General features: G+C 73.1%; 13 protein-coding genes and 1 tRNA gene. 3 read left to right on the top strand and 11 right to left on the bottom strand.

The genetic code is table 11. The features are described 5' to 3' along the window. Positions 1-27: 27 nt before the first annotated feature. The 8 genes from G339_RS0101265 to G339_RS36285 all read right to left on the bottom strand — a co-directional run bounded on the left by G339_RS0101265 (position 28) and on the right by G339_RS36285 (position 9,159). Positions 28-918, bottom strand: a complete 891-nt coding sequence (locus tag G339_RS0101265; protein ID WP_019629263.1) for a 3'(2'),5'-bisphosphate nucleotidase CysQ — start codon at positions 916-918, stop codon at positions 28-30. Positions 919-1,039: 121 nt separating this feature from the next. Continuing rightward, on the bottom strand, positions 1,040-2,506 hold the full coding sequence (locus G339_RS0101260) for a sugar transferase (protein ID WP_019629262.1): 1,467 nt from the start codon (positions 2,504-2,506) through the stop codon (positions 1,040-1,042). A 190-nt stretch (positions 2,507-2,696) separates the two neighbouring features. Further along, complete coding sequence (gene pth / locus G339_RS0101255; RefSeq protein WP_157407231.1) at positions 2,697-3,272, bottom strand: aminoacyl-tRNA hydrolase; 576 nt, start codon at positions 3,270-3,272, stop codon at positions 2,697-2,699. 162 nt (positions 3,273-3,434) lie between these two features. Next, positions 3,435-4,094, bottom strand: coding sequence for a 50S ribosomal protein L25/general stress protein Ctc (locus G339_RS0101250; protein ID WP_019629260.1), 660 nt, complete (start codon positions 4,092-4,094; stop codon positions 3,435-3,437). 372 nt (positions 4,095-4,466) lie between these two features. Beyond that, positions 4,467-5,447 carry a ribose-phosphate diphosphokinase gene (locus G339_RS0101245; protein ID WP_026341037.1) on the bottom strand — a complete coding sequence of 327 codons (981 nt, stop codon included), beginning with the start codon at positions 5,445-5,447 and terminating at the stop codon, positions 4,467-4,469. A gap of 76 nt (positions 5,448-5,523) precedes the next feature. Then, positions 5,524-6,966, bottom strand: coding sequence for a bifunctional UDP-N-acetylglucosamine diphosphorylase/glucosamine-1-phosphate N-acetyltransferase GlmU (glmU, locus tag G339_RS0101240; protein WP_019629258.1), 1,443 nt, complete (start codon positions 6,964-6,966; stop codon positions 5,524-5,526). 394 nt (positions 6,967-7,360) lie between these two features. After that, positions 7,361-7,433: transfer RNA gene (locus G339_RS0101235), tRNA-Gln, on the bottom strand. 43 nt (positions 7,434-7,476) lie between these two features. Next, on the bottom strand, positions 7,477-9,159 hold the full coding sequence (locus G339_RS36285) for a helix-turn-helix domain-containing protein (RefSeq protein WP_019629257.1): 1,683 nt from the start codon (positions 9,157-9,159) through the stop codon (positions 7,477-7,479). 301 nt (positions 9,160-9,460) lie between these two features. Here G339_RS36285 and G339_RS0101215 point away from each other — a divergent pair, with 301 nt between their 5' ends. Together G339_RS0101215 and G339_RS32145 are read left to right on the top strand one after the other, a co-directional pair. Continuing rightward, positions 9,461-10,414 (top strand): acyl-CoA desaturase, encoded by a 954-nt coding sequence (locus G339_RS0101215; protein ID WP_019629256.1) that lies wholly within the window; start codon positions 9,461-9,463, stop codon positions 10,412-10,414. Between the two features lie 17 nt (positions 10,415-10,431). Continuing rightward, the gene (locus G339_RS32145) at positions 10,432-11,205 is read left to right on the top strand and encodes a TetR/AcrR family transcriptional regulator (protein WP_240489724.1); all 774 of its coding nucleotides are present in this window, start codon (positions 10,432-10,434) and stop codon (positions 11,203-11,205) included. 160 nt (positions 11,206-11,365) lie between these two features. Here G339_RS32145 and G339_RS0101205 read toward each other — a convergent pair whose 3' ends face one another. Further along, positions 11,366-12,151, bottom strand: a complete 786-nt coding sequence (locus tag G339_RS0101205) for a trans-aconitate 2-methyltransferase (protein WP_033322023.1) — start codon at positions 12,149-12,151, stop codon at positions 11,366-11,368. A gap of 75 nt (positions 12,152-12,226) precedes the next feature. Here G339_RS0101205 and G339_RS0101200 point away from each other — a divergent pair, with 75 nt between their 5' ends. Next, positions 12,227-12,730: a MarR family winged helix-turn-helix transcriptional regulator gene (locus G339_RS0101200; RefSeq protein ID WP_019629253.1), complete on the top strand. Its 504-nt coding sequence runs from the start codon at positions 12,227-12,229 to the stop codon at positions 12,728-12,730. Here the strand turns inward: G339_RS0101200 and G339_RS0101195 are convergent. Both G339_RS0101195 and G339_RS32140 read right to left on the bottom strand, forming a co-directional pair. Further along, positions 12,727-14,472: an ABC-F family ATP-binding cassette domain-containing protein gene (locus tag G339_RS0101195; RefSeq protein ID WP_019629252.1), complete on the bottom strand. Its 1,746-nt coding sequence runs from the start codon at positions 14,470-14,472 to the stop codon at positions 12,727-12,729. The two genes, G339_RS0101200 and G339_RS0101195, sit on opposite strands and share 4 nt — an antisense overlap. Before the next feature lie 39 nt (positions 14,473-14,511). After that, positions 14,512-14,730 carry a hypothetical protein gene (locus G339_RS32140; protein ID WP_033322021.1) on the bottom strand — a complete coding sequence of 73 codons (219 nt, stop codon included), beginning with the start codon at positions 14,728-14,730 and terminating at the stop codon, positions 14,512-14,514. Positions 14,731-14,734: the final 4 nt, after the last annotated feature.

Below are 14,734 nucleotides of genomic sequence, written 5' to 3'. Positions count from 1 at the left end.
CCGCCGGTCGGAGGACTCGCGTCGGGGTCAACGCGGCCGCTCGGCCGGCAGGGCGTCGCGCACGTCCCGTATGCCGGTCAGCAGCATCGATGCCGACAAGGGGTGGCACACCAGGATATCCGGCAACATCGGGTCGGGCCGGTTGTAGACCAGCGGAGACCCGTCGACACGGGACGCGTGGGCGCCCGCGGCGACCGCCACCGCCGCCGGGGCGGCCGAGTCCCACTCGTACTGGCCGCCCGCGTGGACGTACGCGTCCACCTCGCCCAGCAGCACCGCGGAGATCTTCGCGCCCGCCGAACCGATGGGCACCAGCTCGACCTCGGCGTCCAGAACGTCCGCGAGGGCGCGGACGAACTCCGGCGGACGCGTCCGGCTCACCGCGATCCGCAACCGGCCCGGCGCGGGGTCGGGCACCCGCAGCGGCGACCGCTCCGCGCCCGGACCGCTGACCGCCGCGCCCCCGGCGACTGTGTGCAGAGTCACGTCCCGGGCGGGCAGCGCCACCGCGCCCGCCGCCAGGTCGCCCTTCGCCCACAGCGCCACGTGGACGGCCCAGTCCGGGCGGCCCTCCTCGGAGAACTCCCGCGTCCCGTCCAGCGGATCGACGATCCACACGCGGTCGGCCGCGAGCCGGTCGGCGTCGCCGGTGTTGCCGGTCGGGGCACGGTCCGCGTCGCCGCGCGACCGCTTGCCCGCCGCCGACGCCCGGCCCTCCTCCGAGAGCACCGCGTCGCCCGGACACCGCTCCGCCAGCGCCGCCATCAGGTACTCGTGCGACCGCAGGTCGCCGGTGTCCTTCAGGACCCGCGCGTCGGCGAACCCGGCCTCGTCCCGGACGCCCAGCAGCAGCCGGCCCGCCGCCGCGGCCAGCTCCGCCGCGCGCGCGTGGTCGTCCGCCGCCGTGTGCTCTGCCATGCCGTCCCGTCCATCCCGACTCGACTGATCTGAGATGTCCTATTGTCCACGCGGCGGGCGCGCCGCGGGACTGCGGGTCCGCACCCGTGGCCGACGGGTGAGCCGGACGTTCCGGGCGGGGTCAGTACGCGCCGGAGCCACGCACGACCGCCGACCAGGTCTTCCACATGATCTGCAGGTCCAGCGCGAGGGTCCAGTTGTCGACGTACCGCAGGTCGAGCCGGACCGACTCCTCCCAGCTCAGGTCCGACCGGCCGCTGACCTGCCACAGACCCGTCAGCCCCGGCTTCACCACGAGCCGCCGGTACACGTCGCCGCCGTACTCGGCGACCTCCTCGGGCAGCGGCGGGCGCGGGCCGACGAGCGACATGTCGCCGCGCGCGACGTTGATGAGCTGTGGCAACTCGTCCAGCGAATAGCGGCGCAGCACCCGCCCGACGCGCGTGATGCGCGGGTCGGACCTGATCTTGAACAGGACGCCGTCGTGTTCGTTGGCCTCCAGGAGCTCCTGCTTGCGGGACTCGGCGTCGGCGACCATCGTCCGGAACTTCAGCACGGTGAACTCGCGCCCGTCGCGGCCCACCCGCGTCTGCCGGAACATGACCGGGCCGGAGCTGGTCAGCTTGACCATGACGGCGATCACCAGCAGCACCGGGCTCAGCAGTGCCAGCCCGACCAGCGCGCCCGCCCGGTCCACGAAGCCCTTGAGCAGTTTGCGCCCGCCGTCCAGCTCCGGGTGCTCCACGTGCAGTAGCGGCAGGCCCGCGACCGGCCGGATCGAGATGCGCGGTCCGGTGACGTCCATCAGGGCCGGAGCCACGACCAGCTCGACGTCGTCGCGCTCGATCTGCCACGCCAGCCGCCGCAGCGCGACGCCGTCCATCTCCGGGCACGCCAGCACCGCGACCGAGTCCGCGCCGACGCTCCCGACGACCGCCGCCGCCTCCCGGAAGTCGCCGAGCACCGGGACGCCGTCGACCGCCCCGGCGCGCGCGCCCTCCCCCGGCGGCAGGCACACCGCGACGATGTCCATGCCGTGGTACGCCTTCTCGCGCAGCAGCCGGATGAGGTCCGCGACGGCGGCGCGGTGCCCGACCGCGACCACCCGCCGCATGTGGTCGCCCTGCCACCGCCGCCGGTGCAGCCACTTGCGCAGCCGGTACCGCACCGCGACGTCGAGCGCCACGCCGAGCGGCAGCGCCATCACCACATAGCCGCGCGCGACCTCGGTCTTGGTCGCGTACGCCATGATCGCGACGGTCGCGGTGAGTGCGAAGCCCGCGCGCAGCACCCGGTGGAACTCCTCGTACCCGACGCCGATGTAGCGCGGCTGGTACGCCCGGCACAGCGCGAGGAACGCGACCCACCCCAGCGGCAGCACGACGCTGAACGCCACGTAGGGGAGTTCGAGTGTGTTCGGCACACCGGGGAACCGGACGACGAAGGCGAGGGCCCCGGCGAACAGCATCACCAAGAAGTCGAGCAGGACAGCGGTCCGCCGGTAGCGGACGATCCAGTCCCCCCGCCGCCGACGCGGCCGCGCGACGGCGGGACGCACTTCCGGCTCGACCTTGTCGACGACCGCCATGTACGCCTCACCAGCCCCTGATCTGCGCCCACGCCCCACCGAGTTCACCTCGAAGACGCACGAGCGCTGTCGGCGGTTCACACCCGGCGTAAGTTCATCGACCGTGAGGCATCTTACGGGTGCTTTATCTCACGAATGTTGCCTACAGCCATACAGGCGACAGACTTCACTAACTCGGGCGAACGCCCCACTAGCCCGCGTGGAACAGATTCTGCGCCGCCGCCAGCCCCGACGCCGTCAGCGCCTCCACCGCGTCCGCCGCCCGCTCCACGTTCAGCTCCAGCTCGCGCCGCTCCACCGTCGAGAAGTCCTTGAGCACGAACGCCGCCGCGTCCATCCGGCCCGGCGGCCGCCCCACGCCGAACCGGACCCGCAGGTACTGGCGGTCCCCCACGGACCGGGTGATCGACCGCAGCCCGTTGTGGCCGTTGTCGCCGCCGCCCTGCTTCAACCGGATCGCGCCGTACGGGACGTCCAGCTCGTCGTGGACCACCACCAGCCGCTCCACCGGGGCCTTGTAGAAGTCCCGCAGCGCCTTCACCGGCCCGCCGGACTCGTTCATCCACGACCGCGGCTTCGCGAGCACCACGCGCTCCGCGCCCAGCCGCTCCTCCACCACGTCCGCGCGCGACCGGTGCGACTTGAACCGCCCCCCGACGCGCCCCGCCAGCACGTCCAGCACCATGAACCCCGCGTTGTGCCGGTTGCCCGCGTACGACGGACCCGGATTCCCCAGGCCCACCACCAGCCACGGCGCCTCAACCACAGCCCACACTCCCGAGTCCGCGCCCGGGACGGTCCCGGGGCAGCACGACGCACGGCCCCCGCCGGTGGAGTCCACCCGCGGGGGCCGTGCGCGATGTCCGAAGCCGGTCACGGCGCCGCAGCGCCCGACACGGCACGCCGCCCCGAACCGGGCGGCACCGGGTCACTCCCCGGACTCGGCCTCCGCGGCCTGCTCGGCGGCGGCCTCGGCCTCGCCCTCCGCGGTCGGCGCCTCGCCGTCCTCGGTGACCTCGGCCTCCTCCTCGGCGACCGGGTCCGAGACCAGCGTCGCGTCCACGACCTGCGCGATCAGCGTGTCGCCGTCCACGGTGAGCTGCACGCCCGACGGGAGCTTCACGTCCTTGGCGAGGATCTGCGTGTCGATCTCCAGGCCCTCCGCCGAGACCTCCAGCGCCTCGGGGATGTGCGTCGCCTCGGCCTCGACCGCGATCTGCACCACCGGCTGCTCGATGCGCGCGCCCGACACCAGGTCGCCGACGACGTTCACCGGGATCTCCACGGTGACCTTCTCGCCGCGCTTCACCAGCAGCAGGTCGACGTGCTCCAGGAAGCCCTTGATCGGGTCGCGCTGCACGTCCTTCGGCAGGGCCAGCTCGGCCCCCGACGGCAGGCCCTCGATCGTGAGGAGCACGTTCGGCGTCTTGAGCGCCAGCATCAGGTCGTGGCCCGGCAGCGAGATGTGCTGCGGATCGGTGCCATGACCGTAGAGGACGGCGGGAACCTTGCCGGCCCGGCGGGTGCGCCGCGCGGCACCCTTACCGAACTCGGTGCGCGGCTCGGCGGCGATGCGTACCTCGGACACGGCGGAAACTCCTTGCTTGTTGCGATCCACGGCCGTCCGGCATGGACGTCCGCTGCGGACAGAGCCAATCAGGCGATGCTCGACGCGTCTGGCGCCTCGAAGATTCTTTGCGTTCCCCGGGGAGTGCGAATCCCGTGTTGCGAGACCGAACTGAACGACCTGGGGCATACGCGGATTCGGCAAGTCTAACCGATGACCGCGGCCCCCCACGCCACCGCACCCGCCCCAAGGCCCCTCGCACGCGGCGGACCCGGCGGGACGCCCGCTTCCGCGAGCGCCCGCCGGGTCCGTCATCGGCGGTTCAACCGAAATGTCCCGCCGGGGAGGCGGCAGCGGCCCAGCCGCAGTCCGGCTGCTTCCAGCGCGGACGCGTCAGCTGTGGCCGCCGAACAGGCTCGTCACCGAACCGTCGCTGAACACCTCGTTGATCGCCCGCGCGATCAGCGGCGCGATCGACAGCACGGTCAGCTTGTCGAACTGCTTCTCCTCCGGGATCGGCAGCGTGTTCGTCAGCACGACCTCCGAGATCCGCGAGTTCTTCAACCGGTCCACCGCCGGACCCGACAGCACGCCGTGCGTCGCCGCCACGACGACCTTCGCCGCGCCGTTCTCGAACAGCGCGTCCGCCGCCTTCACGATCGTCCCGCCGGTGTCGATCATGTCGTCCACGATCACGCACGTCCGGCCCTCGACCTCGCCGACGACGTCGAAGACCTTCACCTCGTTCGCGACGTCCGGGTCCCGCTTCTTGTGGATGATCGCCATCGGCACGCCGCCGAGCCGGTCGCTCCACCGCTCCGTCACCCGCACCCGGCCCGCGTCCGGCGCGACCACCGTCACCCGCGACAGGTCCAGCCGCTGCTCGAAGTGGTCCGCCAGCAGGTCCAGCGCGAACAGGTGGTCCACCGGGCCGTCGAAGAACCCCTGGATCTGCGCCGTGTGCAGGTCCACCGTGATCAGCCGGTGCGCGCCCGCCGTCTTGAACAGGTCCGCCATCAGCCGCGCCGAGATCGGCTCGCGGCCCCGGTGCTTCTTGTCCTGCCGCGCGTACCCGAAGAACGGGGCAACCACGGTGATCCGCTTGGCCGACGCGCGCTTCAGCGCGTCCACCATGATCAACTGCTCCATGATCCACTGGTTGATCGGCGCCGTGTGGCTCTGGATCACGAACGCGTCGGAGCCGCGCACCGACTCCAAGAACCGGACGAACGTCTCACCGTTCGCGAAGTCGTAAGCCGAAGTCGGCGTGAGCTCGATCTGAAGGTTGGCGGCCACCTCCTTCGCCAGCTCCGGGTCGGCCCGGCCGGTGAAGAGCATGAGCTGCTTCTGGCCACTCGCCTTGATCCCACTCACCTGCGACAACTCCCCCTCATATGACGTACTGCACCCGTCCCGGGGAACGGGCGCCGCCTCCACCGGCCCACGGCGATCACTCGCCGCCCGAATCCCGCGCGCGGGACCGCTCGGCCGCCTCGGCGGACGGCGTGCCGGCGCGGCTGCGGCCGACCCACCCCTCGATATTTCGCTGCCGGCCGCGGGCGATGCCGATCGCCCCCGGCGGAACGTCCTGGGAGACCGCGGAACCCGCGGCCGTGTACGCGCCGTCGCCGATCTCGACCGGCGCGATGAGGACCGAGTTGCTGCCGACGAACGCCGCCTCGCCCACCCGCGTCCGGTGCTTGGCGACCCCGTCGTAGTTCGCGAAGATCGTGCCCGCGCCGACGTTCGCGCCCGCCCCGATCTCCGCGTCGCCCACATAGGTGAGGTGCGGGACCTTCGCGCCCTCGCCGACCTCGGAGTTCTTCAGCTCCACGTACGTGCCCGCCTTCGCGCCGCGCGCCAGCCGCGCGCCCGGCCGCAGGTACGCGAACGGGCCGACCGACGCGCCCGGCCCGACCTCCGCGCCGACGCACACCGCGTTCACCACCACCGCGTCCTCCCCGACGCGGGTGTCGGTCAGCGTGCAGTTCGGGCCGACCCTCGCGCCCGCCGCCAGATGCGTCGCGCCGTGGAGCTGGGTGTTCGGCAGCAGGACCGCGTCCGGCTCCGCCGTGACCCGCACGTCCACCCACGTCGTCAGCGGGTCCACCACCGTCACCCCGGCGCGCATCAGGCCCTCCAGGACGCGGTCGTTCAACCGACGCCGCGCCTCCGCGAGCTGGACGCGGTCGTTGACGCCCTGCGTCTCGACCCAGTCCTCCACGAGGAACGCCCCGACGCGCAGCCCGTCGCCGCGCAGGATGCCGACGACGTCGGTCAGGTACTCCTCGCCGCCCGCGTTGTCGGTCGTCAGGCGCTTGAGCGCGCCCGCCAGCCGCGCCGCGTCGAACGCGTACATCCCGACGTTGATCTCGGTGACGGCGCGCTGCTCGTCCGTCGCGTCCTTGTGCTCCACGATCTCGGTGACCGCGCCGCCGGAGTCCCGCAGGACCCGCCCGTACCCGGTCGGATCGGGCATCGGAGTGGTGAGGACGGTCGCGGCGTTGCCCTCGGACTCGTGGACGCGCACCAGTTCGGCGAGCGTCGCGCCGCGCAGCAGCGGATGGTCGCCGTTGGTGACGACGACGGTGCCGGTCAGCTCCCCGACCCGCTCCAGCGCGACGCGCACCGCGTGCCCGGTGCCGCCCTGCGTCTCCTGCACGACGGGCTCGGCCTCGGGCGCGTGCGCGCCCAGGTGCTCGACCACCTGCTCGCGGCGGTGCCCGACGACGACGACCAGCCGCGCCGGGTCCAGCTCGCGGGCGGCGGCGACCACGTGGCCGAGCATGCTGCGCCCGCCCAGCTCGTGGAGCACCTTGGAGGTACGGGACTTCATCCGGGTGCCCTCGCCTGCGGCGAGGACGATGACGGCGGCCGGGCGGCTCGCGCTCACGAAGAGGCTCCTCGGCATCGCGGACGGGATCGGTGCGGGGACGGGACGAACCACGCTCACCTGCGGCAACAGGGCACGGCGGGGCCACGCTCACCCGACATGTGCAGGATACCGCCCACCCGGAACCCCCCACCCCACCGCACCCGCGGCAAAGCCCCCGGCGGGCCGGACGCGGCACCGCGCCGGACCGCCCGGGCTTCCGCGCGCGCCTAGGGCGTGTTTCCAAGTCCCGGCCCACGGCCCTCGCCTGGCGGCTCGGGCCTCACCGGGCCTGTGCGAGCGCGGCATCGCTTCGCGATCTGGGCGGCGAAGCTCGCCTCCGGCTCGCTTCACCGCCCAGTCAACGCACTCGCGCTGTGGCTGAGGCACTTTGAGACACGCCCTAGGGCATGGGCTCCCGGAGAGGGACTCGAACCCCCATAAAGCGAGCCAAAGTCGCTTGTCCTGCCTAATTAGACGATCCGGGACAGACCTGGACACTTCAACCAACGCCCAGGCTTTCAACCGCCGTCATACGATACCGGCTCCGCTCTCCGGCTCCGAAGGGTTATCGGGCTCCGCCGCCCCGTCCGCCCAGCGCGCGGACGCCGCCGCCGGACCCAGCATCGCGCCGAGCGCCCACCCCTCGATCCGGCGGTAGAGGTCGGCGCTCCGCCCGACCCCGATGCGAAGGCATCCGCGATACCGCCGTTCCTCCGCCTCGTACCTGATCTTCGGTGCGTGCCTTTTCAGGACCGGCTTCATGAAGTCGCCGGCCTCGACTCCCGCCAGCGCGGCCCAGAACTCCGTCGAACCCGCGAGATCCCCCGATTCGTGGATCGCCACCCGGTAGGTGACGGCGGCGCGGCCGACCCCGGCCGTCCGCAGGAACTCCAGGAAGAAGCGCAGCAGGTGCGGGTCGGAGTTGATGAAGTCCACGTGCTCCTGCACGCGGTAACTCTTGTCCTTGCCTCCTTCGCACCAGTAGGCGAGCGAGCCGAGCAGCAGGACCTCCCGCTCGGTCAGCCGGCCGACCTCCCGCGCGGCCGCCGCGCAGATCCCGGCCCGGACCGCCGCCCGTCCGGCGCGCGCGGCCGCCTCGTAGGCGTCCCGGCCCGCTCTGATCCGTTCCCGCACCTCCGCGTAGCTCCGGCGGCCCGAGCTCACCCACCTGCGGACGGTCGCCACCGAGACGCCGACCCGCTCCGCCGCCTCCCGCGCCGTGTGTCCGCGCGCGCAGAGCTCGATCGCCTGCTCGGCGCGCCGGTCCATCTCCTCCCACGCGCGGATGTAGGCGAGCGGCGGCCCCGCGTCGGCCAGCGCGCGCCCCACCGTGGACGGGCTGACCCCGAGTTCGTCACGGATCTGCGCCCACGACCGGCCCTCATCGCGCAGCGCGCGGGCGCGGCGGCTCCGTTCCTCGAACCGGGCGCGGTCCGCCGCGTCCTCGGCGATCCTGCGACCGCCGACACGACCATGCCGCGCGAACGCGTCCGCCACGTCCGCGAGATCCGCCGGTCCGTCCCGCCCGGCGAGCATCACCCCGAGCGCCCAGCCCGCGATCCGGCAGTACAGCTCGTCGCTCCGCGCGACCTGGACGTTCAGGCAGCCGTGATAGCCCGGACCGGTGTTGCGGCGGTTCGTCGTCTCGCGGGTCTTCTTGATCAGGGGGCGGGTGAAGCGGGCGGTCGGGCCGGTGGTCTCGCGCCAGAAGCGTTCGGCGTCCTCGGCGTCGGCGGTTTCGTGGATCTCCAGGCGGAAGGAGACGCGGTCCCGTTCGACGCCCGCGACGTGGAGGAAGCGGAGGAAGAGGCCGATCAGCGCCGGGTCGGTGTTGGTGAGGCTGACGCGGGTCGCGCCCGTCCGGGCCTTGGCCCCTTCGCACCAGTAGACGATCGCGCCCGCCAGGAGGACGTCGCGGTCGGTGAGATCGCCGATCTCGCGGGCGGCGGCGAGTTTGGCGGTGCGGCGCCCGGTGTCGGTCGCCGCCCGGTGCGCCGCGCGGCCGGGGGCGCGGGCGGCGACGCTGCGGCGGGTCTGTTCGGCGGCGGTGATGGGGCGGGGCATGTCGCGCAGCCAGAGGGAGCAGGAGCTTTTGGAGACGCCGAGGGCGGCGGCGATCTCGTTGTAGCTGGCTCCGGCGGCGCGGAGGTCGCGGGCACGGGCGCGCAGGTCGTCCTTGGCGTTGGCGCGCCGGGGGGTGTGGTCGGCCATGTCCCGCACCGTACGGCGGGGGTGTGACAGAACGCGTCCGAGCCGTCACCGATCGGGGTCGCCGGGCCAGTCGGGCAGCGGTTCCACGCCGGATCTCCCAGCGGTGGGGGCGGCGGACGGGCCGAGGTGTGCGGCGACGACGCCGCATGGTCTCGCTTCTCTGAAGTCGGGGAACGCCCAGAACGCGTCTGATACGTCCGCGTTCGGGTACGCACCTTTTCCGAGTGGGCCTGTGCAACTTACGGCACCGTAGGTTACGGTGGCGTAGGTAACGCACCCGAAGAACAGGAGTTGGTGACGCATGACTACAGCCCCCGCTGTCGACGCTCCGCGCCCGGCGGCGCGCCCGGAGCTCGACCCCGAGCCGCGTGGCGCGGCGGAGAAAATCCTCATCGCGGTCTTCACCGGAGTCCCCTTCCTCGCGCTGATCGCGGCGGTGCCGCTGGCGTGGGGACACTTCCTCGGCTGGACCGACGTCGCGCTCACGGCGGTTCTCTACTTCATCTCGGCGGCGGGGATCACGGTCGGCTACCACCGGTACTTCACGCACGGGTCGTTCAAGGCGAACCGGCCGCTGAAGATCGCCCTCGCCGTCGCGGGGAGCCTGGCGATGGAGGGCCCGGTGATCACCTGGGTCGCGGACCACCGCCGCCACCACAAGCACTCCGACAAGGAGATGGACCCGCACTCGCCGTGGCGGTTCGGGGACGACTGGAAGGCGCTCGCCAAGGGCCTGGCCTGGGCGCACTACGGGTGGCTGTTCAACCCGAACCGCACGTCCAAGCGGCGCTTCGCCAAGGACCTCCTCGACGACCGCGACATCACGTTCATCCACCGCTGGTTCCCGGGCCTGGTCGCGGTGTCGCTGCTGACCCCGGCGCTGCTCGGCGGCCTCATCACCTGGTCGTGGCAGGGCGCGCTGACCGGGCTGTTCTGGGCCGGGCTCGTGCGCATCACGCTCGTCCACCACGTCACGTGGTCGATCAACTCGATCTGCCACACCTTCGGCAAGGAGGACTTCGAGGTCCGCGACAAGTCCCGCAACGTGTGGTGGCTGGCGATCCCGTCGCTCGGCGAGTCGTGGCACAACCTCCACCACTCCGACCCGACGTGCGCGCGGCACGGCGTGCTGAAGGGCCAGATCGACATCTCCGCGGGCGTCATCCGCGGGTTCGAGAAGGCGGGATGGGCGCGCGACGTGCGCTGGCCGGACGAGCGGCGGCTCGCGGCGAAACGCACGAAGCGCCCCGCTTGAGCGTCACAATTGTCCCTGTGACAGAACCCGCCCCCCGGTCCCGCCGCAAGCGGATGACCGGCAAAGAACGCCGCGAGCAGCTCCTCGACATCGGCCGCACGCTCTTCGCCGAGCGCGGCCTGGACGGCACGTCGGTCGAGGAGATCGCGTCGGCCGCGGGCGTCTCCAAGCCGGTGGTGTACGAGCACTTCGGCGGCAAGGAGGGACTGTACGCGGTCGTCGTGGACCGCGAGTTCGAGAAGCTGCTGCGGCTCGTCACCGACGGCCTGACGTCGGCGATCCACTACCGGCGCAAGCTGGAGGGGGCCGCGCTCGCCCTGCTGGAGTACATCGAGGAGAGCCCGGACGGGTTCCGCATCCTCGTCCGCGACTCCCACGGCGGGACGGGCACCGGCAGCTACGCGAGCCTGCTCAGCGAGATCGCCGGCGAGGTCGAGCACCTGATGGCGCAGGAGCTGGACCGGCACGACTACGACGACAAGTACGCGCCGATGTACGCGCAGATGCTGGTCGGGATGGTCGCGCTGACGGGCCAGTGGTGGCTGGACGTCCGCAGGCCCAAGCGCGAGGAGGTCGCGGCGCACGTCGTGAACCTCGCGTGGAACGGCCTGTCGGGGCTGGAGCCGCGCCCGACGCTCGATCCGCGCCGCCGCCGCAAGGAGCTGGAGCGGCTGGAGCGGCGCGCGGAGAAGCGGGCGGAGAAGGAGCGGCGGGCCGAGGAGAAGGCCGCCGAGCGCGCGGGGCGGTCGCGGAGCCGCCAGCGCGACGACCGCGGCGCCGGGGACGCCTGACCCGGCGTGCCGGCGGCCGCCCGGAGTTCGTCCGGGCGGCCGCCGATCGGGGTCGCCGGGCTCGGGTCGCGAGACCGGGTCTGTCGGGACGCCGCCGCCGGAAGGGCAGCACACCGCAGGGGAACGAGTCATGTCGCCCTCCCGGTGGCGGCGTCCGGTCCTAGGGGCCCGCGCGGCGCGCGACGACGAAGATCCGCCGGAACGGGAAGACCGTGCCGTGCGGCGTCGCCGGGTAGGCGGCGCGGAGCCGGGCGGCGAGTTCGTCGAGGAACGCGCGGGCGTCGGCGGGGTCGAGGGCGGTCAGGACGGGCCGCAGCGCGGTCCCCTTCATCCATTCCAGGACGGGGTCCGCGCCGTGCAGCACCTGCAGGTAGGTGGTCTCCCACGCGTCGACGGCGCAGCCGTGCCGGGCGAGGAGCCCGAGGTATCCGGCGGCGTCGAGGACGGGGTCGGGCCGGACGGTCCCGGCGAGCCGGTCCCGCCAGCGCGGTTCGGCGGCGACTTCGCGCAGCAGCGCGTGGCTGGGCGCGTCGAAGTTGCCGGGCACCTGGAAGGCGAGGACGCCGCCGGGCGCGAGCGCGGCGGCCCAGCGCGGCAGCAGCCCGGTGTGCTCGGGCACCCACTGCAGGACGGCGTTGGACACGATCAGGTCGGGCGGTTCGGCGGGCGTCCAGTCGCGGACGTCGCCCACGGCGAAGCGGACCCGGTCCTGTGGACGGGCGGCGTCGATCATCTCGGGCGAGGAGTCGATCGCCTCGATCTCCGCGTCGGGCCAGCGGGCGGCGAGGACGGCGGTGAGCTCGCCGGAGCCGCAGCCGAGGTCGGCGATCCGGCGGGGGGCGTCGAGCGCGACGCGGCCGAGCAGGTCGGCGAAGGGCCGGCCGCGCTCGGCGGAGTAGGCCCCGTACTGCGCGGGGTCCCACACGGCCTCGGCTTGTCTCGACATCAAGACACAGCATGCCCCGCCCATATCTTGATGTCAAGAAAGACGTCTCGATATCGAGAAAGGTAGGGTGTCCGCATGCAGGACGAGGTGGACCGGCTGGTCGAGGCGTGGCGGACCGAGCGCCCGGATCTCGACGTGCAGCCGCTGTCCGTCCTCAGCCGCGTCTCGCGGCTCGCCCGCCATCTGGACCGTGCCCGCCGCGCCGTGTTCGCCGAGCACGAGCTGGAGTCCTGGGAGTTCGACGTCCTCACCGCGCTGCGCCGCGCGGGCGAGCCCTACCAGCTCAGCCCGGGGCGGCTGCTGCGGGCGACGCTCGTCACGTCCGGGACGATGACCAACCGCATCGACCGGCTCGCCGCGGCGGGGATGGTGCAGCGGCACCCCGACCCGGCCGACAAGCGCGGCGTGCTGGTCCGGCTCACCGGCGCGGGGCTGACCCGCGTCGACGCCGCGTTCGCCGACCTGCTGCACCGCGAGCACGCCATCCTCGACGCGCTCACCGGCGACGAGCGCGAGACCCTCGCCGGACTGCTGCGGACGCTGCTGATCCCGTTCGACGACCTCGACGGGAACCGCTAGCCGACGTCCTCCGCCAGCATCAGCCACTCTTCCTCGACCTCGGCGGCCTCGGACTGCAGCTCCTTCAGCCGCGCGTCCAGCTCCTGGAGCCGCGCGTAGTCGGTGGCGTGCGCGGCGAGCTGCTCGTGCAGCTCCCGCTGCTGCCTGGTGAGCTTGTCGAGGCGGCGTTCGAGGCGGTCCAGCTCCTTGCGGGCCTTCCAGTCCTGCCCGCCCTTGGGCTTGGCGGGCGCGGCCGGGGCCTGCTCGGCGGGACGGGCCGCCCCGGCGCGGCGCGCCAGGTACTCGTCCACGCCGCCGGGCAGCATCGCGACGCGGCCGTCGCCGAGCAGCGCGACGACGTGGTCGGTGATGCGCTCCAGGAAGTACCGGTCGTGGCTGACGACGACGAGCGTGCCGGGCCAGCCGTCGAGCAGGTCCTCCAGCTCGGTCAGCGTCTCGATGTCGAGGTCGTTGGTGGGCTCGTCCAGCAGCAGGACGTTCGGCTCCCCCATCAGCAGCCGCAGCACCTGGAGGCGGCGGCGCTCCCCGCCGGACAGGTCCCCGACCGGCGTCCACTGCCGGTCCCCGGGGAAGCCCAGGCGCTCCAGGAGCTGGCTGGCGGTCCACTCGCGCTTGCCGACGGTGATGCGGCGGCGGATCTCCTCCACCGACTCCAGCACGCGGCGCTCCGGGTCCAGCTCTTCGAGGTTCTGCGACAGGTGCGCGAGCTGGACGGTCTTGCCGCGCACGACCCGGCCCGCGTCCGGCGTGACGGCGCCGTCCAGCAGCCGCAGCAGCGTGCTCTTGCCGCTGCCGTTGACGCCGACGAGGCCGATCCGGTCGCCCGGCCCGAGCCGCCAGGTCAGCCGGTCGAACAGCGTGCGGCCGCCGACCCGGACGCCGACGTCCTCCAGCTCGAACACCGTCTTGCCGAGCCGCGCCGTCGCGAACCGGGTCAGCTCGACCTGGTCGCGGGGCGGCGGCTCGTCCGCGATGAGGGCCTGCGCGGCGTCCACCCGGAACTTGGGCTTGGAGCTGCGGGCCTGCGGGCCGCGCCGCAGCCACGCCAGCTCCTTGCGCAGCAGGTTCTGCCGCTTGGTCTCGGTGGCGGCGGCGATCCGCGACCGCTCGGCCTTGGCCAGCACGAACGCCGAATAGCCGCCCTCGTAGCGCTCGACGCGGCCGTCCACGACCTCCCAGGTGCGGTCGGTGACCTCGTCGAGGAACCAGCGGTCGTGGGTGACGACGAGCAGCGCGGTGCGGCGGGCCTTCAGGTGCCCGGCCAGCCAGTCGATCGCCTCGATGTCGAGGTGGTTGGTGGGCTCGTCGAGGATCAGCAGGTCGGAGTCGACGGTCAGCAGCCGGGCGAGCGCGACGCGGCGGCGCTCCCCGCCGGACATCCCGGCCAGCGCGGCGTCCAGGTCGACGCCGGGCAGCAGCCCGGCCAGGACGTCGCGGACGCGGGTGTCGCCCGCCCACTCGTGCTCGGCGCGGTCCCCGATGACGACGGACCGGACCGTCGCGCCCTCGGGGAACTCGTCGCGCTGCGTCAGGAAGCCGAACCGCAGGCCGCGCGCGTGCGTGACGCGGCCGCTGTCGGGCTCGACGGCGCGGGCCAGGACGCGCACGAGCGTGCTCTTGCCGCCGCCGTTGCGGCCGACGACGCCGACCCGGTCGCCCTCGTCCAGCCCGAGCGAGACGCCGTCCAGCAGGGGCTTGGGCCCGTACGCCTTTCCGGCGTTCTCCACGTTGATCAGATTCACGACGCGTCCAGGCTACCGGTGCGCCGGACCGAACCGCGCTCAGCCGGTGGGCGGCCCGGACGGGCCGGGCGGCGCGGAGGGCGGGCCGGACGGACCGGACGGCGGCCCGTGTTGAGGCCCATACGGGGGTTGCGCGGGCGGGCGGTAGGGCGGCGGGCCGCTGCGGTCCCGCCGCGTGGCGAGCAGGACGACGAACACGACGGCGCCCACCATCCCGACGACCACGACGAACAGGAACAGCAGGATCAGAACGGTCACCGGT

Origin of the sequence: Actinomadura atramentaria DSM 43919 (assembly GCF_000381885.1) — a bacterium.
GTDB lineage: Bacteria > Actinomycetota > Actinomycetes > Streptosporangiales > Streptosporangiaceae > Spirillospora > Spirillospora atramentaria.
Note: the sequence above shows the minus strand (reverse complement) of the source record. Positions and strands in the feature narration are given on the sequence as shown.

Bases quoted from the DNA above. Each gene is read 5' to 3' on its own strand.
- G339_RS0101205 (WP_033322023.1), bottom strand. From the start codon at position 12,151: ATGTCGAGACAAGCCGAGGCCGTGTGGGACCCCGCGCAGTACGGGGCC.
- G339_RS0101265 (WP_019629263.1), bottom strand. From the start codon at position 918: ATGGCAGAGCACACGGCGGCGGACGACCACGCGCGCGCGGCGGAGCTG.
- G339_RS0101200 (WP_019629253.1), top strand. From the start codon at position 12,227: ATGCAGGACGAGGTGGACCGGCTGGTCGAGGCGTGGCGGACCGAGCGC.
- G339_RS0101215 (WP_019629256.1), top strand. From the start codon at position 9,461: ATGACTACAGCCCCCGCTGTCGACGCTCCGCGCCCGGCGGCGCGCCCG.
- G339_RS0101260 (WP_019629262.1), bottom strand. From the start codon at position 2,506: ATGGCGGTCGTCGACAAGGTCGAGCCGGAAGTGCGTCCCGCCGTCGCG.
- G339_RS36285 (WP_019629257.1), bottom strand. From the start codon at position 9,159: ATGGCCGACCACACCCCCCGGCGCGCCAACGCCAAGGACGACCTGCGC.